Below are 24,905 nucleotides of genomic sequence, written 5' to 3' on the forward strand. Positions count from 1 at the left end.
TGCCAGCAAGGAAAGAACTGATCATGACAACCACCGAACGGCCCACCCGTCGATTCGCCGATCTCGCCGAGAACGACCGCGTCGCCGGACAGCTCTACACCGACCCCGAGATCTTCGCCGAGGAGATGCAGAAGATCTTCTACCGCACCTGGGTCTGGGTTGCCCACGAGAGCGAGATCCCGGAGGCGGGCTCGTTCAAGACCACCCAGGTCGGCGACCAGCCGGTGATCGTGGCGCGAGATCGCAAGGGCAACATCAACACCATGCTCAACCGGTGCCGCCATCGCGGTGCCACGGTGTGCGATCAGCGCAGTGGTAAGGCCAATGGCTTCACCTGCCCATACCACAACTGGTCCTACACCCTCGACGGTCGGCTGCGCGGCATCCCCTACCCCGACGGCTACGAGGGCGTCGTGGACAAGAAGGACTACCCGCTGCAGACCCTGCGCACCGAGAGCTACCTCGGCATGGTCTTCGCGACATTCAACCCCGATATCGAGCCACTCGAGGACTACCTCGGTGACGCGAAGATCTGGATGGAGCGATTCCTCAAGCAGTCCAACGGATTCCCCACCAAGGTGATCGGCATCCACAAGTTCCGCTTCCGCGGGAACTGGAAGATCCAGTTGGAGAACACCACCGACGGCTACCACTTCCCGATGGTGCACAAGTCGTGGATGGCCTCGGTCGATGCCGAGACCGCCAACATGATGTCGTTCATGGACGACCCCAAGGCCGAGACGCATGCCCTCGGCAACGGTCACAGCGTGGCCGTCATGGCCGCCGCACACGCCGACCTCGACATCGACGACGGGGACGAGGAGATCCAGCCGCGATTCGCCCATCTCGTCGAAGAACTCGAGGCCGCCGGGGAGAGCCCCGAACGCATCCGTCGCTATATGCGCTCGATGCACGGCTGTGGGTTCAACCTCAACATGTTCCCCAACATCGCGATGTCGTCGTCGTTCTTCCGTCTGCTCATCCCGATCAGCGTGGACGTCACCGAGGTGTGGCACATGGCGATCGGCATGGATGGTGGCCCCGAGTCGATCAATCGCGAGCGCCTGCGTATCCACGAGCACTTCCAGGGGCCGTTCGGCTTCGGCAGCCCCGACGACGCCGAGGGCTGGGACCGGGTGCAGATCGGCGCCGGCGGCAACCCCACCATGCCGATCCTGGTGAACCGCGGGGAGAACCGCGAGTACGTCACCGAAGAAGGCTGGGCCACATCGCATGTCACCGATGAGACGGGTATGCGGGAGTCCTACGAGATGTGGAAGAAGATGATGACCGATGACTGAGGTGCTGACGTTCACCGACACCCGCGTGCAGCGGGCGATCGCCCTGATCTGGCGCGAGGCCGAGGTGCTCGACGCCAAGGACTACCCGGCATGGGAGGAGATGTACACCGACGACGCGATGTACGTCATCCCCATCGACCCGGACACCGACGACTTCGCGGCGTCGCTGAACATGGTCTACGACGACAAGCGGATGCGCCACCTGCGTGTGGAACGGATGATGCAGGGCTACGCCCCGTCGGCGGTTGCCGCGGCCCGCACGGTGCGGGTGGTCTCGCGGTTCACCGTCTCCGAGGTCAGCGACACCTCGGTGACGATCCGCTCGGCCCAGATCCTCAACGCGTTCAAGCGTAATGCCTTCTCGACGATCGGTGCGGAGATGACCCATACCATCGCGCTGTCCGACGACGGCGACAGGATCAGTCTCAAGGTGGCCCGCCTGATCGACAGCGAGGACGCCGTGAGTGCCTCCGGGTTCCTCCTGTGAGCGCCGTGATCACCGGCGAGACCGTCACCGACACCGGACGGATCGCGGTGGTGACCGGTGCGGCCGGCGGTCTGGGTGCCTTCGTCGCCCGTCGCCTGCACGCACAGGGGCACCGGGTCGTGCTCGCCGACATCGCGGTCGACGACGCCACCGCGGTGGCCGCCGAGCTGTCGGCGGACGGCGCGACGGCCATGGCGCTGGAACTCGACGTGTCCCACAAGGCGAACTTCGAGGCCGCGCTGACCGCGATCCAGAACGTCTGGGGCACACCGTCCATCGTCGTCAACAATGCGGCCCGAACCCAGACGGCGGATGTGCTGACCGTAGGCGAGGAAGAGTTCACCGCGGTCCTCAACACCAATGTGAACAGCATCTTCTTCGGGTGCCAGGTGTTCGGATCGGCGATGGCCGACAACGGTTTCGGCCGGATCGTCAACCTCTCCTCGCTGGCCGGCCAGAACGGTGGCACCGCCACCGGCGCCCACTATGCCGCGTCCAAGGGGGCGATCCTCACCGTCACCAAGGTGTTCGCCCGCGAGCTCGCCGGCAAGGGCGTCACGGTGAACGCCATCGCCCCCGGCCCGCTGGATCTCCCGGTGTTCCGCAAGACCATCCCGGCCGACCAGGTCGATGCGATGATCGGTGGAATCCCGGTGGGACGACTCGGTGATCCGGGCTTCGTCGCCGACATGGTGGCGCTGCTCACCGCCGACAACGCCTTCTTCGCCACCGGCGCGTGCTGGGACGTCAACGGCGGCCTGTACGTCCGCTGACGCACGCGCCCGACCCCACGTGCCCTGACGACACGTGTGTACTGACCGCTGCCCCAGGAGAACTCACTCATGCCCCTCATCGACGTCGTCGTCTCACGGATCGTCCAGGAGACCCCCACGGTCAAGACGTTCTATCTGACGAAACCCGACGGCACCTCGATCGGTGCCTACACCCCGGGTGCACACATCGACGTGGTGGGGCCCACCGCGATCACCCGCCAGTACTCGCTGTGCTCGGCGCCCGACGGCCGGGAGCCGTTCGCGGTGGCAATCAAGCGTGAGGAGAACTCCCGGGGCGGGTCGGCGGCACTGCACGACGTCGCCGAGGGTGACGCACTGCAGATCAGTGAGCCCCGAAACCTGCTCGAGATCGACAGCAGTGCAGCGCATCATGTCCTGATCGCTGCCGGGATCGGGATCACGCCCATGCTCAGCATGGCGCGCCATCTCGACGTGGCCGGCGGATCGTTCGAACTGCACTACTTCGCCCGCTCGGAGCAGGAGGCGGCATTCCTGCCGCTGCTGCGCGATCGGTGCCCGGACAAGCTGCACGCCCACCTCGGTGTGGGACGCGATAGCCAGTCGCAACTGGTCGGTGACGCACTGATCGCGGCACCGTCCGGGTCGCATGTCTATGTCTGTGGCCCCGAGGGTTTCATGGACAAGATGGTGGCCGTGGCCGAGCAGTACGTGCCGGCCGAGGCCGTGCACATCGAGAACTTCCACGCCGCAGAACAACCCGACGCATCGGCCAACTCGGCCTTCGAGGTGGAGCTCGACGGCGAGGTCTACGAGATCCCCGCCGACAAGAGCATCGTCGACGTCCTCAACGAGAACGGCTGCGACGTCGACACCTCCTGTCAGGAGGGGATCTGCGGTACCTGCATCATGTCGGTGCTCTCGGGCACCCCGGAACATCGTGACAACGTCTTGTCCAAGTCGGAGAAGGACTCCGGCGAGGTCATCGCGACCTGCGTGTCCCGCTCGCAGGGTGAACGGATGGTCCTCGACTACTACTGAGCCGGACCGCGCTCGATCCTGATCGCCCGCATCCTCGATCACCCGCATCCCTGCTCGCCCTCGTCCTTTGATGGCACCGCCCTGAACATCCGGCTGCCCGGGTGCGGGCCGGATCAGGGACGGGGGTCGATCGGTACCGTCACGTCGTAGCGCAGGATGTCGCGGACCAGGGTGCTGATGCTGTCGGCGTCGGTCTTGCTCTTGATCCGGGCACGGTGCACGTCAACGGTTTTCACGCTCATGCCCAGCTTGCGGGCGATGTTCTGGCTGGGCAGTCCCTCCACCACCAGGGCGAGGATCTCGCGTTCGCGTGGGGTGAGTGACGCGACCTTCTCGGCCACCGAATGATGCGCCCGGTAGGAGTGGAAACGCTCGGCGGCCTTCTCCATCCCGGACTGCACCGCGTCGAGCAGCCGCTGCGGATCGTAGGGCTTCTCCAGGAAGTCCAGTGCGCCGGCCTGCATCGTCGACACCGACATCCGGATGTCCCCGTGCGCCGAGACAAAGATGATCGCCACGTGCGGGGCGATCTCGTTGAGCTTCTCCTGTAGCCGGGTACCACTCATCTGCGGCATGCGCATGTCGAGCACGATGCATGCCGGGTGATCTCCGGTGTAGGTCTCCAGGAATGCGGCGGCGCTGTGACAGATCCGGGGCGAGATCCCGATGCTGCCGAGCAGCCAGTCCACCGAGTCGCACAGTTCAGGATCGTCGTCGACCACATAGACGACCGTGCCGGGGTCGGAATCGACCCCGGCATTCGGTGTTCGAGAGTCGGCCGTCATCCGGCCGGCGCCCAGTCGGTCGTCGCATCGGCGGCGACGTCATCCCAGGCCGCATCGGCCGTCCAATAGTTCATGCCGACGACGCTGACCCGGTGCTCCCACGGCGAGGTCCTCCGCAACCACGGTTCCTCGCGGCGAACCGACTCGTCGGCGGCCTCCGGGCCGTCGGCCTCCACCGTCCAGTGCACCCAGTTGACCTCGCGGCCGTACTCGTCGTGCACGAACAGGTCGACGTGATGCCACCCGTAGTTGAACGTGTCCTCGTAGCAGGTGAGGAACATGCGGTGGTGGGTGACCGGGCGTGGCTTCATGGCCATGTCGGCGCGTCCTTTCTGCTCACGCGGGTTGCTGCGCGCGATGTTCGGTGTGAGAGCGCAGCAGGGGTTCCAGCTTGCGGGCCACCTCGAAGAGGTGATCCTCGAGTCCTGGTAGTCCGATCAATTGGACTCCCAGCGGTAGTCCCTCGCGGCTCAGTGCTCCGGGCACGATCACGACCGGGCAGCCGAGCAGCTGCCACGGGCGGCTCAGGATGGGCGAGCCGGTCGCCGACAGTCCTGCGGGCGCGGGGCCGGGGGCTGCGGGGCCGATGACGATCGCGTTGTCGGCGAGCATCTCCCGGATCATCTGCTGAGACTGGTCACGTCGGATCAGCGCCGCGGAGCGTGCGTCGGCGGTGGTTCGGCGCCCCTGCTCGACCAACGCCTGCAACGGCTGACTCAGTTGTGCCGCATGATGATCGAACACGTCATGCAGGGTGGCCGCGGCCTCCACCGACATCACGGTCAGGTGGTCGTCGGCGAGCGTCCGGACGTGGTCGTCTCCGGCGAAGGTATCGGTTCGCACCCCGGCGTCGGCCAGCAGTGCGGGGAGGATCTGGAGGAGTTCGGTCATGTCGGGATGCAGCGTGTCGAGGCCGCTGCCTGCCCACAGATGGGCGGTGGTCACGGCACTCGACCCGACCGGGGCCGCGGTCCGTCCGGTGAAGGCGCCGAACAGATATGCCAGATCGTCGGTGGTGCGGGTCAGGAAACCGAGCGAGTCGAGGGTTTCGCTGAGCCCGGAGATCCCCGCCATGCTGGTGGTTCCCTGGGCGAGCACCATGCCCGCCGCCCCACAGTACGACGCGGGACGGGTCAGCGACCCCGCGGTCTGGGTTCCCAGGGCCACCGGGACGGTGCCGGCGCCTACCGCGGCGGCCGAACCGCTCGACGATCCGCCGGGAGTGTGGCCGGGGTCGTGAGGATTGCGCGTAGGGCCCGGTGCGAAGTATCCGAACTCGGTGGTGACCGTCTTGCCCTGGATCACGGCGCCCAGCTCACGGAGCCGCGTGATGCAGGGGGCGTCGGAGCCGGCGGGGTCGGCGGAGGTCACCACCGAACCCGATCGGGTGGGCAGGCCGGCGACGTCGATGAGGTCCTTGACCCCGACGGACACACCGCGCAGCGGGCGGGTGCCGGACGCGTGATCCTGACGGTGCGCTTGGGTATCGAGATCGTCGGCCAGGCACACCCAGGCGTGCAGGTCGGGTTCGCGTCGTCTGATCTCCTCGCGCACCTGCAGGGCGAGCGTTTCTGCGGTCACCACACCGTCATGGACGGCGGTCACCTGATCGCCGATGGGCTGGGTCCACTGGGCCGGGGTCACCATTCCTCCTCTGATACGTACCGAACCAGTCTGCCCTCTTTGGGTCCGTCGCGACAGTAAAGATATCCCTGTCCCGACGGTAGTGAATCCCACGGCGGCGGCCTGGAGGTGACGGCGGACGACCGAGTGAGCACCCCGCGACGTCCGGCGCTCGGGTGTGGCAGGGGGTCTCACCGCGAGCCCGGTGGATTGTCCGGTCGCTCCAGACGAATTCCCGACCGAGCGGTAAAGATATCCCTTCTACCGTTGTTCTCCGGGCTGACTTAGGTTCGGTGACAGCGACATCCACACAGCGGGATGTCGGTGTCCACCGAGACCGAGGAAGCAACGAATGTCCGAGTCAGCAGTCAAGAACATCGACGGCCAGGTGTACCGCGAAGTGCTGGGGCACTATCCGACCGGCGTCGCCGTCGTCACCGGACGCGCCGACGACGGTGAGCACCTGGCACTGGTTGTCGGGACGTTCAGTTCCGTGTCGATGGATCCGCCCCTGGTGTCGTTCATGCCGATGAAGTCCTCGCGCACCTTCGATCGCCTCAGTCGATGTGAATCGTTGTGCGTCAACGTCGTCGGAGAAGATCAGCAGGATGTGGTGCGCACCCTGGCCAAGCGTTGGGAGAACAAGCTCGACGGTATCGAGTGGTTTGCCTCACCGTCGGGCGACGCGGTGCTCTCCGACTCGGTGGCCTGGATCGACACCCGGATCCGCGAGACCGTCGAGGCCGGAGACCACTGGATCGTCCTGTGTGAGGTCCACGACATGGCGGTGACCAACCCGGTGTCACCGTTGATCTTCCACCGTGGAGGTTACGGTGGATTCGCCTGCTCCACGCCGGCCTGATACTCGGCCGCGAGCGCGCGGCGCGACGTTCTGCAGACGGAGTTTCCCGTGTGCCAAGGTCTTCCCGTCGGTCGCCCGTGTGATCAGCACCTGCCACAACTGTTGACTCGCCCCCTGCTGCAGCGGAGTGGCGAGGACGTCGGCCCGCCCGTCGTGGGCTCCACGGACGAAGTCGGTTCCGTTGTGCACACCCACCGCGATCAGTCCGCGGTCGGCGACGGCGGCACTGGCCCCGATACTGGCCGCGGACTCCACCGCGCTGAGGAACACCCCGCCGTGGACGACTCCCCACGGGGTGTGGTGCTGCGGCCCCAGGTCGATCCAGCCGACCACCCGCTCACCGTCGGCTTCGGTGATCCGTAGCCCGGCGGCCTGTACAAAGGCGCTTGCGTTCTCCAGATCGGTTGCTGGGGTGTCTGTTTCGGAACTCATCGATGTCTCCCCGTCTGCTGATGTCTGCTCACCGTGCGTTCAGTTGCGGGTAGAGCGTCTCGATCGGCGCGGCCAGTCCGGCCTTGACCCGCCTGCTGATCTCGTCGGCGAGGATCTCGGCGTCCCCGGCCTCGACGCCGTCGTAGGCGGTGCGCACGACGTCGGCCGGATCGTTCTTGGGTGCATCGACGCCGGCCGTCATCGGGGTGTCGGTGTAGCCGAGATGGAGGGCTGCGACGTGAACACCCTGACGGGACAGGATGAGTCGCAGGGTGTTGGTTGCCGACCACAGTGCCGCCTTCGAGGCGCTGTAGCCGTCGCCGATCCCGATCCAGCTCAGCACCGACAGCACGTTCAGCAGTGCTCCGCCGTGGGCGCGCAACGCCGGGCTGAAGGCATCGGTGACGGTGAGGGCGCCGAAGAAGTTCGTCTCGAACATCGCCCGGAGATCATCCAGGTCGCCGGTCACGCCGGCGCCGTTGGAGATCCCCGCATTGTTGATCACGATCGTCACGTCCGGTGCCGACGCTGCCGCGGCGGCCACCGATTCGGGGTCGGTGACGTCGAGGCGCAGTGGTACCACACGGTTGTCCTCCCACTGCATCGGTCGGCGGGCCGCGGCGTAGACCCTGGTGGCGCCTCGGTCGAGTGCCTGATGGACGAAGTGGGTGCCGAGCCCGCCGTTGGCACCGGTCACCAGGACCACGGAATCCTGCAGAGATGTCATGGTGATCAGATCCGTTCGATGATGGTGGCGTTGGCCAGGCCGCCGGCCTCGCACATGACCTGCAGTCCGTAGCGCCCGCCGCCCTGCTCGAGGTTGCCCAGCAAGGTGGTCATCAGCCGCGCCCCGGATGCGCCGAGGGGGTGTCCGATCGCGATGGCACCGCCGTTGATGTTGACCCTGGCGGGGTCGGCGCCGGTCTCACGAAGCCACGCGAGCACCACCGACGCGAACGCCTCGTTGACCTCGAACGCGTCGATGTCGCCGATCGTCAGACCAGCTCTGGCCAGCACCTTTGCTGTGGCCGGGATGATGCCGGTGAGCATCAGGACCGGGTCGTCACCGACCACGGCGAACGAGTGGATGCGTGCCCGCGGGGTCAGGCCCAGGCGGCCTGCGGCCTCCTCGCTCGTGATCAACACCGCCGCCGCACCGTCGTTGATCGGCGAACTGTTGCCCGCGGTGACGTTCCAGTCGAGGTCCGGATACCGCTGCGCCCAGTATTCGCTGCGGAACGCAGGCCGTAACCCACCCAGTGACGCCACCGTGGAGTCGGGCCGGATGGTCTCGTCGGTGCGCAGGTCGGTGACCTGGGTGACCTGCGAGTCGAATGCACCGTTCTTCCATGCGGTGGCGGCGCGCTGGTGCGAGCGAGCCGAGAAGTCGTCGAGTTCGGCTCGTGACAGCGACCACTTCTGTGCTATCAACTCGGCGCTGATCCCTTGGGGTACAAGACCTTCTGAGTATCGTTCGGACACCTTGGGGCCGGTGAAGTCGCGGCCGAGCGACTGCGACCCGATCGGGACGTGACTCATCGACTCGATACCCGAGGCGATCACCACGTCGTAGGCGCCGGCGATCACGCCTTGCGCCGCGAAGTGCAGGGCCTGCTGGCTGGAGCCGCACTGGCGGTCGACGGTCACGCCGGGGACGGACTCGGGGAAACCCGCTCCGAGCAGTGCCCACCGTGCGGTGTTCCCGGACTGCTCGCCGACCTGTCCGACCGCGCCGCTGATCACGTCCTCGACGATCGCCGGGTCGATACCGGTGCGGTCGACGAGGCTCGCGAGAACCTGGGCGTGCAGGTCGACGGGGTGGATGTGGGCGTAGGCGCCGCCGGGTTTGCCCTTGGCGACGGGGGTGCGGACGGCATCTGCGATGACCGCGGTGTTCATGGTGTTTCCTCCCGGATCTCAGGTCGTGCGGAGCGACATTCTGGGGTGGGCGTAGGGCTGACTATGCAATCCCATAGTCAGAACTGTACCGGCTGGCTATGGGATTGCAAAGTGAGCGCTACGATGGGGATATGTCACAGGGTGAACGGGGTGCAGGCGATCCGGTCGACGACGCGCGGCCGGGGGGAGCGCGCGGGGAGTCGGACGAGGTGCTCGAACTCCAGGGTGCCTACGCCGACCGTGATGCGTGGACGGCCAAGGGCTTCTGCCGGATGGAGCGCGCCCTCGAGGTCGTCGGAACCCGGTCGTCGATGGTCCTGGTGCGCGAATTGCTCTACGGTGCACACCGATTCGACGAGCTTGCGCGCCGGGCGGGCTTGAGCGAGGCCGTCGCCGCGGGGCGACTCAAGCAGCTCCATGCCGACGGCATCGTCGACCGTCGGCCGTATCGGGAGCCGGGCAGCCGCACACGCTTCGAGTACGTCCTCACCGAGCGCGGTCGCGAGCTGTACACGATCTTCGTGGCACTCGTCGACTGGGGCGACGGACTCCGGGACGACCACCGTACCGGTGTGCGACTGGTGCACCGCGGCTGTGGCGAACCGTTGTCGGCGGAGGTGCGGTGCGCGCACGGGCATCGGGTCCCGGTGGAGGAGGCCGCGGCCGGACTGCGCGACGAACCGTGGGCGTTGCGGCAACGCTCTCGCGCCCGGTGCTGAACCGAGCGGCACCCTGGGAGCGGGCCGGGAGGTTGTCCTGGTACCGCGGGGAGGAACCGGTCAGGGGAGGGCTGCGCCCATCTGGTCGGCGCGCACCGCCGCGTTCGGCCACATCGCCGGGCAGCCGACGCCCGGGATCGATGTCTCCTCGAAGTGCCACCATTCGTTGGTGAAGGTGCGACACAGTCCCCAGCGGTACCCGTAGCGTTCGAGCCAGGCCGCCCCGGCCTGTGGGCCGACGTCGATCGCCTGCCCGCTGACGTGCGTGGACTCGTGTGGCGGCAGCACCCACTTGCGGGCCTCGGCCGGACTCCCGTACTCGGCGAGCCCGTCACGCCACATCTGCTGCTGCTCGGCGTACGACCGCTTCCCCGACGTGATCCACAGGTCCACGCCGTCGGCATGTGCCGCGGTGGACGCCTGCTGGTAGGCGGTTGCCAGTGCGGGGTCGAGGCCGGCGGTCTCCGGTGCTGCGTGGGCCGGCGCGCCGGTCCACGCCGACAGCGCTCCCAGGCTGCTCAGGGCCATCGCGGCGATCAGGATGCGGATGCCGGCGGGGCGTCGGTCGGGTCGGAACACCTCGTCGACGATACCGCGCCGGGCGGCGGGGTCTTGCCCGCTTGCCGTGGTGATCGAAGCTCGGGACGGCTGTTCGACAGCGAGGAATCTGGACACCGAGACCTGGGTTGACAGAATTACTCACCGGTAAGAAGATCTATGGCGCACATCACCGACACTCCGGTGATGGGCGTCGGTCACACCCGGGGGCTGCTGTAACGGTGTGGGACACGACGCGGCGGGGTGTCGGATGGACCGAAGAACACGGGGGTCGGGGTCAATGCACGGAGATCGGGGTTTGCGGACAGCGTCGGGGAGGTTCCGCCGTGGTGCGGTGCTCATCACCCTGCTGACGGTGGTGATCGCCGCGTTCGTTGTTCCGCCACCACCGGCCGATGCGGCGCCATTGGGTCTGAATCCGTTGCAGTGGACCAAGACCCATGATTCCGAACGGCAGAGGTATGCCGGCATCTCGGTCACCCCGAGTGTGCCGATCACCATGTCGGACGGCACGATTCTCCGTGCGGACATCTACCGTCCGGCCGATGGTGCGGGACGGGCGACCCGGGACAAGAACCCCGTCATCGTCAACCTGACCCCGTACAACAAGCTGATCGCGATGATCGCGGCCGCCGGGTCGAACGTGCCGGGGCTCTCGCAGCCGATGTTCGACCTGCTCGCGAGCATCAACCTGTCCGGTACGCCGATCTCGGGCACCGAACGGCTGCTGAAGGTGGCCAACGGTGGACTGCCGAGCGTGTTCTCGGTGGACCCGAAGCTGGTGCGCAGCGGCTACACGCAGATCGTCGTCGACGTCCGCGGTACCGGTACCTCCCAGGGCGTCTGGGATGTTTTCGGCAACCGTGAGCAGAAGGACACCGTCGAGGTTCTCGACTGGGCGCGCACCCTTCCGTACTCCAACGGAGACCTCGGTATGTCGGGGTACTCGTACTCCGCGATCAATCAGCTGCAGGCTGCGTCGAAGCGTCCCAAGGGACTCAAGGCGATCTTCCCGGCCGCGCCGATGACCGACATCGTCGCCGACGTCGTCGCGCCGGGCTCCGGATACGGCGCAGGCTTCCTGGCGCTGTGGCTGTTCGCGGTGAACGCCACCAAGGTGATCCCCGATGTACCGAGTCTGCTTCGCGGACAGTTCGATCCGGTCTGGTTGCGTGACCGCCTGAACAATCCGGCGGTGTTCGTCAAGGAATATCTCGAAGGGCTCACCGCCACCGACGTGAACTCGCTGAGCGGACGCACTCGTGAACTGGTGCAACTGGATTCGACCTATCGCAAGGCGCTGACCACCGACGCCGCACGCATCCAGATCCCGACCTTCGTGGTGGGTGGCTGGCAGGATCTGTTCACCAACATGGAGTGGCGTGCGCTCGACCAGCTCAGCGGTGTGCCGGCCGCGCAGAAGAAGCTGGTGATGAGCACCGGTGAGCACATGACCAACGGCTGGGACATGCGCGGCGCCCCCGGGCAACCGCCGTCGATGGCGGTGCTGCAGCGAGCCTGGTTCGACCGCTGGATCAAGGGTGTTCCCAACCGCATCGACGAATATCCTTCGGCCACAAGCCATCAGCAGGGTGGCGGCTGGGTGCAGTCGCAGCAGTTCCCGCGTGTCGACCAGCAGCATCGTCGGCTCTATCTGACACCGGCACGCAGCGGCACGTCGCCGACCTCGGTGCGCGACGGCTCGCTGTCGGCGAGTGGCCCGAAGACCACTGCCCGGTGGACGGTCAGCCCCGGTGTCACCACCCTGTGCTCGGGCGATGCCAACCGTGATCAGATCGGCTTCCTGAGTTCGTTCGACTTCTGCACCGGAGACAACCGGATCGCCGAACGCGGCGCACTGACCTTCACCTCACCGGCGGTCCCGCAGGCCACCTCGATCAACGGCCCGATCAACGTGCACCTGCGCACGCAGGTCGACGCCACCGACGGTTTCTACGTCGCCGTGGCCTCCGACGTGGCACCCGACGGCACCTCGAAGGTGCTCACCACCGGGTCGATGACGGTGTCTATCCGTAACCAGATCGACCGCGCCGCATCGCGATACGCACCCAACGGTGACCTGGTGGACCCGATCTACGCACTCGACGCCTATCGCCGCGACCTGGTGAAGCCGGGTGCGGTGCAGTACCTCGACATCGGGACCCTCGGCACCGACGCGCTCATCAAGCGTGGCCATCGGGTGCGGGTGAGTGTGTACGCGTTCAATGCGCCGCGGGCGGTGAGCTTCGGCCCGATCAGTCACGACAGTGGTCTCAAGCCCGAGCACGTGCTGCTCGATCCGGCCAACCCGAGCTGGGTGCAGTTGCCGAGCAGCCGACCCATCGGCTGAGCGGGGATCGTTCGAGGCGGGGATCGCTCGAGAGGTGGCGGGTGCAGGTCGTGACGGCTGCACCCGCCACCTTCGTCGTTGTGAGGGGGTGGCCGGCGCTCGACCTCGGAGCAGACGTCGGTTCCGTTGGGCACCAGCGTATCCGCTCCGGTAGCGGCACCCGACGACCTCCGATGGTGGATGGTCCACGAGTGGAGCCACTCACCACCGGAGGCCTCATTCATCTGCCCGGACCGGGTTTGGGGGACGGGATGATCCGGACAGACGTTCTTGGACAAGGGATTCAGAACGTATCCTCCGCTGATTCTCAGCGTCGGTACGCGAATCCCTCGAGATCATCGAGATTCTGTTGGGCGTAACCCTGATTCGCCTCGGATGCCGCGGTCGCAGCACCGATGGTGGCACCGACGACGGCGCCCAACGGTGCTCCGAGGGCTCCACCGACGACCGCTCCACCGGCGGCCCCCATCAGACCGCCGGCCGCGGCGCCCGCCACCGGTCCCACCGCTGTGCCGGCGACACCGACGATGATGCCGCCGATCACGGCACCGGGAAGGCAGCCCACCAGGAGTGCGGGTGCACCGGCGATGCATCCGGCCACCACGCCCGAGGTGGCTCCGACGATGGGTCCGACCACCAGGCCGGCCGTGGTCCCGGCCCCGATACCGGCTCCGGCTCCGACCGTTCCGCCCAGTACCGCACCGGTTCCTGCCCCGGCGACCCATCCGGTTGCCTCTTCGTTGACTCGTGAACGTGTTGCACACCGCGTCACCCCTCGACGCCCACGATGGTTCGATCTCTACATTCGGACGAGGTGAGCCGGGCCACGTTGTGAACAATCCTGTGCCAGTCGGGATTTGCCTTCACGTGGTGTTCCGGTGGTGCCGCGATACAGCGACACAAGCACGATCGGGGGACCGCCGCAACAGGTGTCAGTGACCGCGAGTAACAGGAGAAAGCGGCCGGATTGTCGGTCGACCTGCGCCGATGGTCCGAAACCTCCGAGGGGAGCTGTGATCGGCGTCCAGGTGAATTGGGGTCCAAGGTCCCCGGGGTGCGGAGACCTTCGCCTGTGCGCCGATGGCAGGGAAGCCGAGAGCCTGTGACGGAACGCGACAGGCCGGCGACGAATGATCTGTGACAGTGGATGTCCGCGCATGTTGACTGCGAGAACCACTGGGGGCATCGTGGATCCGGACGACGAGTATCAAACATGCCGGGAGGTGGGATGAAAAAGGCTTGTCTACAGCGTATTTCGATCCGAGCTCATCTGCGGCGCGACTCGGGTGATGCCGCTCACGCCATCGGGTGAGGGTGGTCGGCGTAGAAGTCCAGATGCGCCTTCGCCGCCTGCTCCCATGTCAGTGAGCGGGCCAGCGCGTCGCCCCGCCCTCGACGTCCGGCATCCGGCGTGCGGGCCGCGACCAGTGCTGCCGCCAGCGCATCGACATCCGCGGCGTAGGTGACGGTGTCGCCGAAGACCTCGCGGAGGATCGGTAGATCACGGGTGACCACCGGCCGGCCCGCCGCCAGTGCCTCCATCGCGGCCAGCCCGAATCCCTCTTTGGTGGAGGGAAATGCGAACACCTCGCAGGCGGCGACGAGCGAGGGCAGGTCGGACTCGCCGACGGTCCCCAGGACGATGGGTTCGATGCCGAGTTCGCGTTGTCGCCGTTCGAAACCGGCGCGATAGTCGCGATAGTCGAACAGCGTCTCGCCGCCGGCGAACACCAGGTTCAGGCCGGGATCCCGGCGGCGACGGATCGCGAACGCCTCGAGGAGGTCGATGCTGCCCTTGCGGGGTTCGATCCCGCCGACCGCAAGAACATACCGGCCCAGTTGTTCTCGCCAGACGTCGCGGGCCTTCGTGGCATCCTCGGAATCGGCTGCGGCGGCGGCGAACCGGTCATAGGCCACGCCGTTGGGAATCACCGTGGGATGCAGCCCCCAACCGTCCTCCACCTCGCTGGCGACCGCCTGCGACACACAGATCCGGGCGTAGGGGGTGGTCACCGCCTTCTCGTGGCAGTCGACGAGGACGGGCGTGGTGAAGTGATCGAGATGATGGATGGTCCGGATACACACACCCACCGCATTGGCGCTGATGCAGTCCTGGGCATGCACGATGTCGAAATCGCCTGGCCGAAAACCGGATCGGAGTGTGTCGATGGACCGGACGATACGCTCGGTGACATCCTCACCGGCCACGTCGTCGAACGGGAGCAGCTCGATGCGTACCGCCGGGTCGACGCTGCGGAAGAACCCCTGGTCGCCGCCGCGGGCCAGACTCCACACCGTGACATCGGCACCCAGACGGCTCAACGACTCGGCCAGATTCAGCGTGTGCACCACCCCGCCGCGCGGTTTGGTCGAATACGTCAGCAACGCGATCCGCATGGGGTGTCACCTCTTTCGTTCGTTGCCGTAGATCTCCGGGCGCAGTTCGGCAAGATGGTTGAGTACGCGTCGTGCTCGTTCGGTCTCGGCCTCGACGTCCACCTGCACCTTGGCCAGTCCGCCCTTGGATCGGGTGGTGGCGAGGACATCCCCACCGGGACCCACCACCTTCGCCTGCCCCAGGAACTGCAGTGAGCCGGTCACCCCGGTGAGATTCGACGACACCACGAACACCTGGTTCTCGGCGGCACGGGCACAGTCGTACAGGTCGAACAGTCGGGACTGCCGATCGGCGGGGAGCCGCGCGGCCCGATCGGTGACGCTGGCCGGCCACGCCGAGAGCGCGGCGATCACCCGCGCGCCGTCGAGGGCGAGTTTGCGGGCTGATTCGGGGAAGGTCTTGTCGTAGTCGATCAGCATGCCCAACGGCCCGATCGGGGTGTCGAACGTGCGAAAGGAGTCACCGGCCCCATACGCCAACGATTCCCCGGCCGGCTGATGCACCTTGCGGTGCGTGCCGAGCACGCCGTCGCCGGAGACACAGATCGCGGCGTTGTAGCGGGTGTCCCCGGCTGCCTCGGTGTAGCCGATGCACACCGTCATCGGACCCGCCGCCTGCACGATCGCCGCCAGCTCGGGGCCGTTCGGATCGAGGGCCGGTGGGAGGTCGTCGGGATCGGGGGAGCGCAGATCACCGATGTAGCCGCCGAGGGTCGCGTCGGGGAAGACGAGCAGGTCGACGCCGTCTCGGGCTGCGGCCTCGATGATTCCCACGGCCTTGGACACGCCTCGGGTGACGTCACGTCCGAAGTGTCCGGCGAGTGCGCCGAGGGTCACCGTCCTCATGTCACCGCACCCTACCGGTGCCGCCGATACGACAGCTCATGCTGCCCCCAGCCCGGTGACCGTGGACGCCACCGCGCCGGTGACCTCTCCGTCCGGCCACCGCAGCCGCACGCCGGCACCGGCGGTGAGCCGTCCGCACGGGGCGGCGACCGCGGGTCCGGGAACCTCGCGGACGGGATGATCGTCGGCGGTGAGCATCGCGAAGCCGGGGAAACAGGTCAACCATTCGCCGAGGGTCGAGTCGTGCGGCCGGGGGATCGCCGAGACGTCGAGTTCGGCACCGGTACCCGAGGACTCGGCGAGCATACCGAGGGTGCCGACCAGTCCGGCCATGCTCACATCCTTGGCGCATGCGGGCGCAGATCGGCGACGAGCGAACCCATCGCCCGAAGCTGTTCCCCGGAACGTGAACTGGTGCTGTCCCATTGGCGGCCCCGGTATCCCGGCCGCCACGAACCGCCGAGGTCGGCGATCACCGAGACCACATCGCCCACGCGTCCGCCGCCTGCGGCGAGCGGATGGGGGGTCTGGCCGAGCGCGGTGACCGACAACGATGCGTGCACACCGGCCTGTGTGTGGCCACCGAGGACCGGTGTGCCCCACGCCTGCGCGGCGGTCGAGATACCGCGGATGATCCGGGTGAGATGGGAGGTGGTGGGTGCGGCGACCGCGTCGAGCAGTCCCACCGGAGTGGCACCCATCGCGGCGAGATCGTTGAGATTGACCAGCACCGAACACCATCCGGCCCACTCGGGGTCACGCTCCACCATCGCCGGCAGCACCGCATCGCACGCCGCGATCAGGTCGGAGCCCGGCACCGGAACCCCGTCGTCGCCGCGGAATCCGGCCGGGCCCAGGCCACCCGGCTGACGACCCAGCGGGGCCAGGACGTCGGCGAGCATCGCCTTGGTGGTGTCGGCCGTGCGCTGGATCCGGCCGATGGGCCAGCCCATCCGGCGGTGGGCACAACCGCCGATGGTCGGACCGGGACCGCGGTCGGTCCAGCCCAGCATGGTGAACAGCCGCAGATAGCGCTCCTGGATGGTGGCATCGAAGCGCAGTACCCCGGCACCCTCCACATGTGCGCAGGCCGCACGGATCAATGCTCGTCCGATCCCGCCGGCGTGCGCGGTGTCGGCGACCACAAGGCGACTACCGGCCCACCAGCCGATGTCGGTGTCGGTGCAGGGGGCGACGCGAACCCCACCGACCACATGACCGTCGGCGGACACCGCCACCAGCACGACGGTCCGCGGATCGTCGTCCACGTCATCGTGGTCGGAGGTGGCGAAAAGCCCCTGGCGCTCGACGAACTCGGTGTGGCGCAGTCCGTGGTACCCGGCGAGCATGCGCGCGTCGTCGGCCACCGTGACCAGGTGATCCGGCGGGGTGGACAGTTCCGGCCCGGCGAGGATCGACAGATCCCGGGTACGGGCTCCGGGCGTGGAGATCGTGGTGTGCGGCAGACCCTCGAGCATCGCCTCAGCCTCCCACGGTCTGCAGGATGCTGCAGGCCCCGCATGCAGCACACCCGGCGCCCTGATCGGCACCGGCCATGCCGATCGACTCCAGGTGCCGCCCGACCTCCCGACTGATCTTCTCCACCAGCGCGGGATCCGGGGCCGGGGCGCCGTCCACATCCACCGCGAGCGTACCGGCATGCGGACGGAACGGCACCACAAAGGGATACACGCCCATGTCGGCGAGCTCGTTTGCGCCGGCGATCATCTCGTCCGGGTTCTCCCCGAGGCCGACGAGCAGATAGGTGGACACCCGGTTGCGGCCGAACACGCGCACCGCCTCGGCCCACGCCGCGCGATACTCCGACAACGGCACCGTCGACTTGCCCGGCATCCACCGGCGTCGGACATCGTCGTCGAGTGATTCGACGTGGATGCCGATCGCATCGGCACCGGCTTCGTACAGTTCGGTGATGGTGGCGAGATCGGCCGGTGGCTCACACTGCACCTGGATCGGCAGCTCCGGCACCGCGTCCTTCACCGCGCGGACACAACGCGCCAGATGCCGTGCGCCGCGGTCCTTCCCGGCGGAGGTCCCGGTGGTCATCACCATCTGGGCCACGCCGTCCAGATCGACTGCGGCGCGGGCCACCTCCGCGAGCTGTTCGGGTCGCTTGACCGCGACGGTGGTATCCGATCGCAACGACTCCTCGATGGAGCAGAACCGGCAGCGCTGATCCTCGCCGTAGCGGATACAGGTCTGCAGCACGGTGGTCGCGAGTACGTTGCGGCCGTGGAGCTTTGCGATCTTCTCGTACGACACACCGTCGGCGGTGTGCAGATCGTAGAACCGTGGACGCCCGATCACGCCGATGTCGAGGCCGACGTCGGTGCCGTCCCGGAAGACGCGGTTGCCGTCGAAGACGAAGGGGCTGTGGGGGTTCCGGGGGATGGCGGCATCGAAGCCGTCGACGACGAGGTGGCCGTCGTCGGTGGGTCCGGCACCACCGGTGCGGTTGAGTGGCGGTGTGCCCCGGAATCCCAGAAGAGCAAGGTCGACACGGGTGGAGGTGGTCATGATGCGTTCTCCGATCGGGTGCGGGCCGAATACGGTGCGGGGCCCGTCCCGCAGCCGGACAGTGCCCGCCTGCGGATCTTTCCCGCATCGTTGCGGATAGGACTGTGGGTCACCAGGATCTGGGTCGGTACCAGCTCATCGCCGAGCTGGGCGACGATGATCCGGTGGATGTCGTCGGGAAGCTGATCGGCGTCGGCGATATCCACCAGGACGGCCACACCGGTGGGGCCTTCGGTGGTGCCGAGGGAGAAGGCGACCGCACCCCGGACGTCGGGGTGGGCTTCCACGGCAGCCTCGACGTCGGCGGGGTAGACCGTGCGGTCCGGTAGCCGGATCGCATCGGCGGCACGCTCCATCACGTACAGCCAACCGTCGTCGAGGTGGCCGAGATCGCCGAGGGTGTCCCATCCGTCCGCGGTGCGCCGGGATGCGGCACCCAGATACCGGTAGGCGGGGTGATCGCCTCGGCGCAACCAGATCTCGCCGATCTCACCGTCGTCGGCGCCGGTACCGTCGGGGCGTCGGATGGCGATCTCGGTGCCACCGATCGCACGGCCCACGCTTCCGGGGTGGGCGAGCCAGTCGTGGCCACCGATCATGGTGAGTCCGTTGGATTCCGAGCCGGCGTACACCTCGACGACGCGGTCGGCTCCCAGCCAGTCCAGCAGTGCCCGTTTGTCGGGGATCGGACACCGGCCGCCGATGTGCAGCACCGACTCCAGCGAGGACAGGTCGTGACGGGCCCGCTCGGTGGCCGGGAGCCGGAGGGGTCGCCGGATCGACGGCGGTGACAGGACGGTCCAGGTCACCCGGTGCCGCTGCACGGCGGCGAGGAACCGGTACTCGTCGAAGCCGGGTTCGATCACCACACGATGTCCGGCGGTCAGTCCCCGGAACGCGTAGGTGAAGGCGGTGGAGTGCCACAGCGGTGCGGTCACCAGTTGTGTTGCCTCACGCGGGATGAACGCGGCCACCCGAGCATCGGGATCGACCAGTGCGGGGGACGCCGAGAGCACCACCTTGGGGGTTCCGGTGCTGCCCGACGACGGCAGGGCCTTCCAGCTTCGTGCCCAGCTATCCGGTAGCGGACGTACCGACCCCGTTGACGCCGACTCGCCGTCGACGAGGACGACACCGGGCGCGAGCGCCGCACCGCCGATCACGGCCCGGGGTCCGGCGAGGCTCTCGAGCATGTGCCGTTCGGACCGGTCGAGTGCCGGATCGATCGGCATCGGGGAGGCACCGGCACGCCAGATCGCGAAGCAGGCCACCACGAATGCGGTCGAGTTGGGCAGGAGAACCTCCACCAGGTCGTCGCGCACCACTCCCGCGTCGAGCAGCGTCCGCGCCAGGCGGGTGGCCGCGATATCCAACTCGCGGTAGGTCATCGGACCGGTGGGGTCGATGACCGCGATGTCGGACGGTCGGGAGACGGCCTGATCGGCGAGCACCGATGAGATCGAACGACGGGTCATGGCTGATCACCTCCGGGCCGGGCTGGACTACTGGCCCGATGCCAGCAGATGGGTCGAGAGCAGATGCGGCCTACGCGGACTCGTCGATTCGATGATCTTGTCGGCGAGATGTCGGGCGTCCCGGTCGATGCCGAGGAATCGTCCCGACCCCCAGGTGTGCATCCACGGGAGGCCGATGAAGCTCAGTCCCTCCACCTGGGTGATGCCGCGGGTCTGCATGGGCCGGCCGGCGCCGTCGAAGGCCGAGGCCTCGATCCACCGGTAGTCGGGGTGATATCCGATCGCCCAGATGATGCTGGTGATCCCGGCGGCGGCGAGGTCGAGTCGGGCGGGTTCCTCGTCGGGGGTCCAGACCGGTTCGTAGCGTGTCGGTTCCGGGGCGTCGATGCCGATGGTCGCGATGTGGCGGTCGATGTCGGCGCAGATCGAGTTGTACACCGAGTCGGCATGATCGAGACTCTCGGTCAGCGTCGGGGCGAACTCGAGTGTCGAGTCCTTGCCGCCGGTGAGGAGTCCGTAGAGCCGCATGCCCTCGAGGGCGAACTGTCGCAGGTCGACGTCGCGGCCGCCGTCGCGTCCGGTCACATAGTGGTTGGTCTTCTCCTGGGCGGCCTTTCCGCCCGGATACTCCTGGGTGGGTGTGTCGTAGAGACCCATGTCGGCCAGCCAGGTCATGCAGTCGCGGCCCCGGTAGGTGCGGGCGACCCGTGGGGCGTTGCCGATCGCGAGGTGTACCTCGCGCCCGGCGAGATGCAGGTCCTCGGCGATCTGTGCACCGGACTGGCCCGAACCCACCACGAGCACCGCCCCGTCGGCCAGTTGCCCGGGACTGAAGTACTCCTCGGAATGAATCTGTGCCACAGCCGGATCGAGCGCCGAAGCATACGGCGGGATCACCGGCAGCGGATATCCGCCGGTCGCGATCACGACCTGGTCTGCGGTGAGGATCTCGTCGCCGTCGTCGGTGGTCAGCGTGAGTTCGAAACCCGCAGTGTCGGTGTGGCGGATCCGCGAGACGGTGGTGCGTTCGCGCAGCGGCGGGGTGAATGTGGTCAGCCAGTCCGACAACCAGGACACCACCTCGTCGCGGGTCATGAACCCGTCGGGTTCGGGTCCGTCGTAGGCGTGGCCGGGCAGGCGGCAGTGCCAGTTGGGTGTGACCAGGGTGAAGTTGTCCCATCGCTTCGATGCCCAGGCGTGCATCGCGGTCTGCGATTCGATGACGACGTGGTCGACGTCGGCTTCGCCCAGATACCAGCTGACCGCGAGGCCGGCCTGACCGCCGCCGATGACGGCGACCGGGATGTGAGTAGGGGTATGAGCGTGTGTGCCCATGATGTCTCCAAGGAGGGAAAGTGTTGTGTGGAAAGGGATATCGGTGAAATCGTGACGCCGGTCAGGCCGGCAGGGGCGGATACATCGAGATGATGTCCACCGTGGACTGATCGTCGTAGCGCTGCGCCGCGGTGTCGATGGCCTCGGCACTCGCGGCCGCCGACGTGCAGGCGAAGCCGAACTTCGCCCGTACACGCTCGGCGGCCTCACCCAATGCGGTGGTGGCGCGGGTCCGGAACTCTCCGACGGTGTAGGTGGTGCCGATCTCGAGGTGGTCATGGATCACCAGACTCGGCGAATAGCATTCCTGCACAGCGCCGTCGGGCCACCGGACACTGAAGGTCATCTCAGGCATGGGCCAACGCCCGCCATTGCGCTCCGGTGGCGGCATCGGTGTCGGTCTCGGTGAGCAGACCGTAGGCGTCCGGGCGGCGGTCGCGAAGGTGGAACATGCCGGCCCGCATGGTGCGGAAGGTGCCTTCGATGTCGATGTCGGCGACGGCCATTCCCTCGTCGAGGAGGGTGGTGTCGAGGATGTTGCCGCCGGGGTCGACGATCTTGGCGTTGGCGACGTAGCGCAGTGAGCCGAAGGTGCCGGCCTGGTTGGATGCGATCCAGAAGACCTGGTTGTCGAGGGCGCGGGCGGTGTCGAAGAGGTTGAAGCGGTAGGTCCAGCGGTCGTCTTGCAGGTTCTCGGCGGTGGCGGTGCGTGCGGCGGGCCAGGCGGAAAGGCTGGCGATGATCTCGGCGCCCTTGAGGGCCATGACGCGCGCAGCCTCGGGAAACGCTTTGTCGTAACAGATCTGGAGTCCGACGCGACCGATGGGGGTGTCGAAGACATCCCAGTCTGTTCCGGATGAGTAGGACATGTTCTCGCCGAGCGGCTGGTGGACCTTGCGGTAGGTGCCGTAGACGTGGGTGCCGTCGAGGATGGCGGCGGCGTTGTAGCGGGTGTGGCCGTCGTCGGCGAGCTCGCAGAATCCGATGGCGACGACCATGTTGCCGATGATCGATTGCACGCGTGCGATTTCGGGACCGTCGAGGCGGATGGCGGGGGGTAGTGATCGTGTGGTGTTCTTGATGGTGTCGCCGTGGTTGCCGAGGCTGGAGAGGTAGCCGCCGATGGCGGCTTCGGGGAAGACGAGGAAGTCGACTCCCTGGGCGCGGGCCCGGGCGACATGGTCGGTGATGGCTTGGTAGTTCTGTTCGAGGTCGCGGGTGAAATTGGCTGCGACAGTGGCGATTGTGGTCATGGTGGCGTCGTCTCAGACCATGTAGGTGGAGTTGATGATGGCGCCCTTGCGGGAGTAGTGGATGATGGCGTCCTGGACGTCGAGGGGGTGGGCGGGGATGACGCCTTCGATGAGGTCTTCTTCACGTCCGCCGTGGAGTGCGAGCCCGAAGCGGCAGCAGAAGACGGTGCCGCCTTCGGTGATGAAGGTTTCGAGTGAGTCGTTGATGTTCTGTTCGCCGGGGAAGCCCGAATCGCCGGTGGTGGGGAAGCCGCGGGTGGCAAGGCAGTTGATGGCGCCGGGGCCGTAGAAGTAGATGGCGGATTCGAAGCCCTTGCGGAGGGCCCGGGTGGCCTGGAGTACGGCGACGAAGCTGACGGAGGATTCGTGGGCGATACCGTGGACCAGGGTGAAGTAGGACTCACCGTTCTCGGCCTTGTAGTCGGGGAAGATCTTGGTTCCGCCGTAGATGTTGGTGCCCTTGGGGAGTGAGGGGTGGGGGATCTCGCCGAGCGAGGTGGCGATGTTGGCGGTGATGGTCTCGTCGAATGCAGACATGGATGCTCCTGTGCGTGGACAGCGCGGACGGGTGATAATGGTCAGGCGACAGTGCCTGAAAGGCTTGGTGTTCGGGGCGACGTCGGTCCGAACGGGGTAGCGTTCGCTACGTTATCTAGTTCACGCCCGAGGTGTTTCGTAGTGGTTACGGACGGAATAAATGGGGAGCCGATCTGCGTAACATTAGTCGCGCCTTCTACGATGATTGAGCAGGGACCGAGCTGGAAGGGCGAGGATCCGAGTCGTAATCTCCGCAGCCGACGATGTCCCCAACAACCCCACAGGTGAACCCGAACCCCCAGGGTGAACGGCTTTCACAACTTATCCACAAATCTTGTTCTACTTGCTAATTCGGGTAGGTATCGCCTATCCGTGGCTCTATTGATCTTTCTGTGGGTCAATTACGCTGCGGGAGAGTAGGACACGCACCTCCCCGCGTGAGTGTCGACATCGCGATAAGGGCTTCGGGTGTATGAAATCCGTATGCGCGTTTCGTGATTGCACGAAGGTGCGTGTTGGTGGCTTCCACCCGCGCGTTCGACACGTCACTCACGATCGAGTTGTAAATCTGAGTCTTCTGCGCCTCGACGCTGGTGGCGAGTCCGCGCATCTCGATGATCCCGCTCTCTCGAGCACAGATGATCCACCGCCCGATCGCCCGCCAGGGGTCGTTGTGCTTGCCGTGGAATACATACCGCAGTTGCTCTTTGAGTTGATAGGCGCGGGCCAACTCATCGTTTGCCCGAGAAACGACTTTGTGCTGCAGATGCAACTGGGTATCGGTCAGGTTCTCTGGATTCTTCAGCATCGCCCACCGCAGATTCCGTCGCTCAACTTTACTCAGGCCCGTGATCCGATGCATGACTCGTTGCCGGGTTCGGTCCAAAGCTTTTGTCGCCCACTGGACCACATGAAACGGGTCCATGCACCAGATAGCGTCTGGGGCGCGCTCGGCGACGACCACCGCTATGTATTTGGCGGCGTCAGCGCTGACATGGGTCAACTGCGCGGTGCGTTGCTCCCCGAGCTCATCGAAGAAGGTGTGCAGGGTCTCCTTCCTGGCCCCCTCTCGCGCCCATACCAGCCGGCCGGAGTCATGATCGACGATCACGGTCAGGTATCGGTGACCTTTGCGGTAGGCGATCTCATCAATACCGATGCGCCGCAGGTTATCCAGGCGGTCGATAGTTCCGACGTAGTCAGTGACGACGCGTTCGACGCTCCGGGTCACAGTCCGCCATGACACGCGGAGATACTCGCACACCGCCGTTGCCGGACAATGCGCGGTCAACCACGCGGCAGTGTCGTCGAACGCCCTGGTCACCTTGGCCCCAGGCCTGGCCCAGGGCACTTCTTCGGTGAGCACACCGTGTTCTGGACACCGTACTCGTCGTACCGAGGCTTGCAGATAGCAGCGCCAGCCACCGAGGTCGAGGTGGCGCCAACGTCGTGGCTGATTGCTCTGATCGTATCCAGGACAACGCTTATGACATCGAGGACATCGAGATCGCGTCTGGGCGTGAGCCCGGACCGTCACCACTACTCCCGACGTGCCGACATTGTCGACAAACTCCACATCGAGCACCGTCAGGTGCTCGACTCCCAGTAGCTTCTGCAGTACAGTGGTCGTGCGCAACGCCTTGCTCCTTCTGTTTAGTCTTCGCAAACCAAACATTATGGGAGACAGGGCGTTGCGTGCTTTAGGCGCACCGTTG

Annotated in this window: 22 protein-coding genes and 3 pseudogenes; 7 read left to right on the forward strand and 18 right to left on the reverse strand. The window is 66.6% G+C overall.

Features of this window, described 5'->3' with window-relative positions:
• Window positions 1-23: 23 nt before the first annotated feature.
• The 4 genes from Q9K23_RS13980 (at window position 24) to Q9K23_RS13995 (ending at window position 3,581) form a co-directional block, all read left to right on the forward strand.
• Window positions 24-1,301, forward strand: a complete 1,278-nt coding sequence (locus tag Q9K23_RS13980) for an aromatic ring-hydroxylating dioxygenase subunit alpha (RefSeq protein WP_053776574.1) — start codon at window positions 24-26, stop codon at window positions 1,299-1,301.
• On the forward strand, window positions 1,294-1,788 hold the full coding sequence (locus Q9K23_RS13985) for an aromatic-ring-hydroxylating dioxygenase subunit beta (RefSeq protein WP_053776573.1): 495 nt from the start codon (window positions 1,294-1,296) through the stop codon (window positions 1,786-1,788). The genes Q9K23_RS13980 and Q9K23_RS13985 overlap by 8 nt, the downstream gene beginning before the upstream one ends.
• Entirely contained in the window at window positions 1,785-2,561 is a 777-nt protein-coding gene (locus Q9K23_RS13990) for an SDR family oxidoreductase (protein WP_261977743.1), read from the forward strand. Before Q9K23_RS13985 ends, Q9K23_RS13990 begins: the two co-directional genes overlap by 4 nt.
• 69 nt (window positions 2,562-2,630) lie before the next feature.
• On the forward strand, window positions 2,631-3,581 hold the full coding sequence (locus Q9K23_RS13995) for a PDR/VanB family oxidoreductase (RefSeq protein ID WP_020790483.1): 951 nt from the start codon (window positions 2,631-2,633) through the stop codon (window positions 3,579-3,581).
• A gap of 113 nt (window positions 3,582-3,694) precedes the next feature.
• On the opposite strand, the gene Q9K23_RS14000 is transcribed toward Q9K23_RS13995, so the two are convergent.
• Genes Q9K23_RS14000 through Q9K23_RS14010 form a run of 3 tightly spaced genes read right to left on the reverse strand, consistent with a single transcriptional unit; the run spans window position 3,695 to window position 6,010 of the window.
• On the reverse strand, window positions 3,695-4,366 hold the full coding sequence (locus tag Q9K23_RS14000; RefSeq protein WP_020790478.1) for a response regulator: 672 nt from the start codon (window positions 4,364-4,366) through the stop codon (window positions 3,695-3,697).
• Complete coding sequence (locus Q9K23_RS14005) at window positions 4,363-4,683, reverse strand: hypothetical protein (RefSeq protein ID WP_020790480.1); 321 nt, start codon at window positions 4,681-4,683, stop codon at window positions 4,363-4,365. The genes Q9K23_RS14000 and Q9K23_RS14005 overlap by 4 nt, the downstream gene beginning before the upstream one ends.
• A gap of 19 nt (window positions 4,684-4,702) precedes the next feature.
• The gene (locus Q9K23_RS14010) at window positions 4,703-6,010 is read right to left on the reverse strand and encodes an amidase (RefSeq protein ID WP_053776605.1); all 1,308 of its coding nucleotides are present in this window, start codon (window positions 6,008-6,010) and stop codon (window positions 4,703-4,705) included.
• Between the two features lie 331 nt (window positions 6,011-6,341).
• Here Q9K23_RS14010 and Q9K23_RS14015 point away from each other — a divergent pair.
• Window positions 6,342-6,842: pseudogene (locus Q9K23_RS14015) on the forward strand (flavin reductase family protein); the annotation flags it as partial.
• Window positions 6,843-6,866: 24 nt separating this feature from the next.
• On the opposite strand, the pseudogene Q9K23_RS14020 reads toward Q9K23_RS14015, so the two are convergent.
• The 3 genes and pseudogenes from Q9K23_RS14020 to Q9K23_RS14030 form a co-directional block, all read right to left on the reverse strand.
• Window positions 6,867-7,283, reverse strand: a pseudogene (locus Q9K23_RS14020) (PaaI family thioesterase); the annotation flags it as partial.
• 28 nt (window positions 7,284-7,311) lie between these two features.
• The gene (locus Q9K23_RS14025) at window positions 7,312-8,010 is read right to left on the reverse strand and encodes an SDR family oxidoreductase (RefSeq protein ID WP_053776571.1); all 699 of its coding nucleotides are present in this window, start codon (window positions 8,008-8,010) and stop codon (window positions 7,312-7,314) included.
• A gap of 5 nt (window positions 8,011-8,015) precedes the next feature.
• Window positions 8,016-9,182 (reverse strand): acetyl-CoA C-acyltransferase, encoded by a 1,167-nt coding sequence (locus Q9K23_RS14030; protein ID WP_020790479.1) that lies wholly within the window; start codon window positions 9,180-9,182, stop codon window positions 8,016-8,018.
• 131 nt (window positions 9,183-9,313) lie between these two features.
• Here Q9K23_RS14030 and Q9K23_RS14035 point away from each other — a divergent pair, with 131 nt between their 5' ends.
• Window positions 9,314-9,901 (forward strand): helix-turn-helix domain-containing protein, encoded by a 588-nt coding sequence (locus Q9K23_RS14035; RefSeq protein WP_082365749.1) that lies wholly within the window; start codon window positions 9,314-9,316, stop codon window positions 9,899-9,901.
• Between the two features lie 60 nt (window positions 9,902-9,961).
• On the opposite strand, the gene Q9K23_RS14040 is transcribed toward Q9K23_RS14035, so the two are convergent.
• A complete protein-coding gene (locus tag Q9K23_RS14040; protein ID WP_053776603.1) occupies window positions 9,962-10,429 on the reverse strand; it encodes a M15 family metallopeptidase in 468 nt (155 codons plus the stop codon).
• A gap of 364 nt (window positions 10,430-10,793) precedes the next feature.
• Here Q9K23_RS14040 and Q9K23_RS14045 point away from each other — a divergent pair, with 364 nt between their 5' ends.
• Window positions 10,794-12,809, forward strand: coding sequence for a CocE/NonD family hydrolase (locus Q9K23_RS14045; protein WP_020791326.1), 2,016 nt, complete (start codon window positions 10,794-10,796; stop codon window positions 12,807-12,809).
• Between the two features lie 307 nt (window positions 12,810-13,116).
• Here Q9K23_RS14045 and Q9K23_RS14050 read toward each other — a convergent pair whose 3' ends face one another.
• The 11 genes and pseudogenes from Q9K23_RS14050 to Q9K23_RS14100 form a co-directional block, all read right to left on the reverse strand.
• Window positions 13,117-13,446, reverse strand: a complete 330-nt coding sequence (locus tag Q9K23_RS14050) for a hypothetical protein (protein ID WP_152972639.1) — start codon at window positions 13,444-13,446, stop codon at window positions 13,117-13,119.
• A gap of 659 nt (window positions 13,447-14,105) precedes the next feature.
• A complete protein-coding gene (locus Q9K23_RS14055) occupies window positions 14,106-15,206 on the reverse strand; it encodes an MSMEG_0565 family glycosyltransferase (protein ID WP_020793384.1) in 1,101 nt (366 codons plus the stop codon).
• A gap of 6 nt (window positions 15,207-15,212) precedes the next feature.
• The gene (locus Q9K23_RS14060) at window positions 15,213-16,052 is read right to left on the reverse strand and encodes a carbon-nitrogen hydrolase family protein (protein ID WP_053776569.1); all 840 of its coding nucleotides are present in this window, start codon (window positions 16,050-16,052) and stop codon (window positions 15,213-15,215) included.
• 36 nt (window positions 16,053-16,088) lie between these two features.
• Window positions 16,089-17,530, reverse strand: a pseudogene (locus tag Q9K23_RS14065) (MSMEG_0567/sll0787 family protein).
• Window positions 17,531-17,534: 4 nt separating this feature from the next.
• Entirely contained in the window at window positions 17,535-18,590 is a 1,056-nt protein-coding gene (locus tag Q9K23_RS14070) for an MSMEG_0568 family radical SAM protein (protein ID WP_020789598.1), read from the reverse strand.
• Complete coding sequence (locus Q9K23_RS14075) at window positions 18,587-20,065, reverse strand: AMP-binding protein (RefSeq protein WP_020789595.1); 1,479 nt, start codon at window positions 20,063-20,065, stop codon at window positions 18,587-18,589. Before Q9K23_RS14075 ends, Q9K23_RS14070 begins: the two co-directional genes overlap by 4 nt.
• A 27-nt stretch (window positions 20,066-20,092) precedes the next feature.
• Window positions 20,093-21,400: an MSMEG_0569 family flavin-dependent oxidoreductase gene (locus Q9K23_RS14080; RefSeq protein ID WP_020789597.1), complete on the reverse strand. Its 1,308-nt coding sequence runs from the start codon at window positions 21,398-21,400 to the stop codon at window positions 20,093-20,095.
• A gap of 61 nt (window positions 21,401-21,461) precedes the next feature.
• Window positions 21,462-21,755, reverse strand: coding sequence for an MSMEG_0570 family nitrogen starvation response protein (locus Q9K23_RS14085; RefSeq protein WP_053776568.1), 294 nt, complete (start codon window positions 21,753-21,755; stop codon window positions 21,462-21,464).
• The gene (locus Q9K23_RS14090; protein WP_020789592.1) at window positions 21,748-22,653 is read right to left on the reverse strand and encodes a carbon-nitrogen hydrolase family protein; all 906 of its coding nucleotides are present in this window, start codon (window positions 22,651-22,653) and stop codon (window positions 21,748-21,750) included. Before Q9K23_RS14090 ends, Q9K23_RS14085 begins: the two co-directional genes overlap by 8 nt.
• 12 nt (window positions 22,654-22,665) lie before the next feature.
• Complete coding sequence (locus tag Q9K23_RS14095) at window positions 22,666-23,190, reverse strand: MSMEG_0572/Sll0783 family nitrogen starvation response protein (protein ID WP_020789596.1); 525 nt, start codon at window positions 23,188-23,190, stop codon at window positions 22,666-22,668.
• Between the two features lie 397 nt (window positions 23,191-23,587).
• The gene (locus Q9K23_RS14100; RefSeq protein WP_261977629.1) at window positions 23,588-24,865 is read right to left on the reverse strand and encodes an ISL3 family transposase; all 1,278 of its coding nucleotides are present in this window, start codon (window positions 24,863-24,865) and stop codon (window positions 23,588-23,590) included.
• Window positions 24,866-24,905 lie beyond the last annotated feature (40 nt).

This window comes from Gordonia sp. NB41Y, assembly GCF_030718915.1.
GTDB lineage: Bacteria > Actinomycetota > Actinomycetes > Mycobacteriales > Mycobacteriaceae > Gordonia > Gordonia desulfuricans.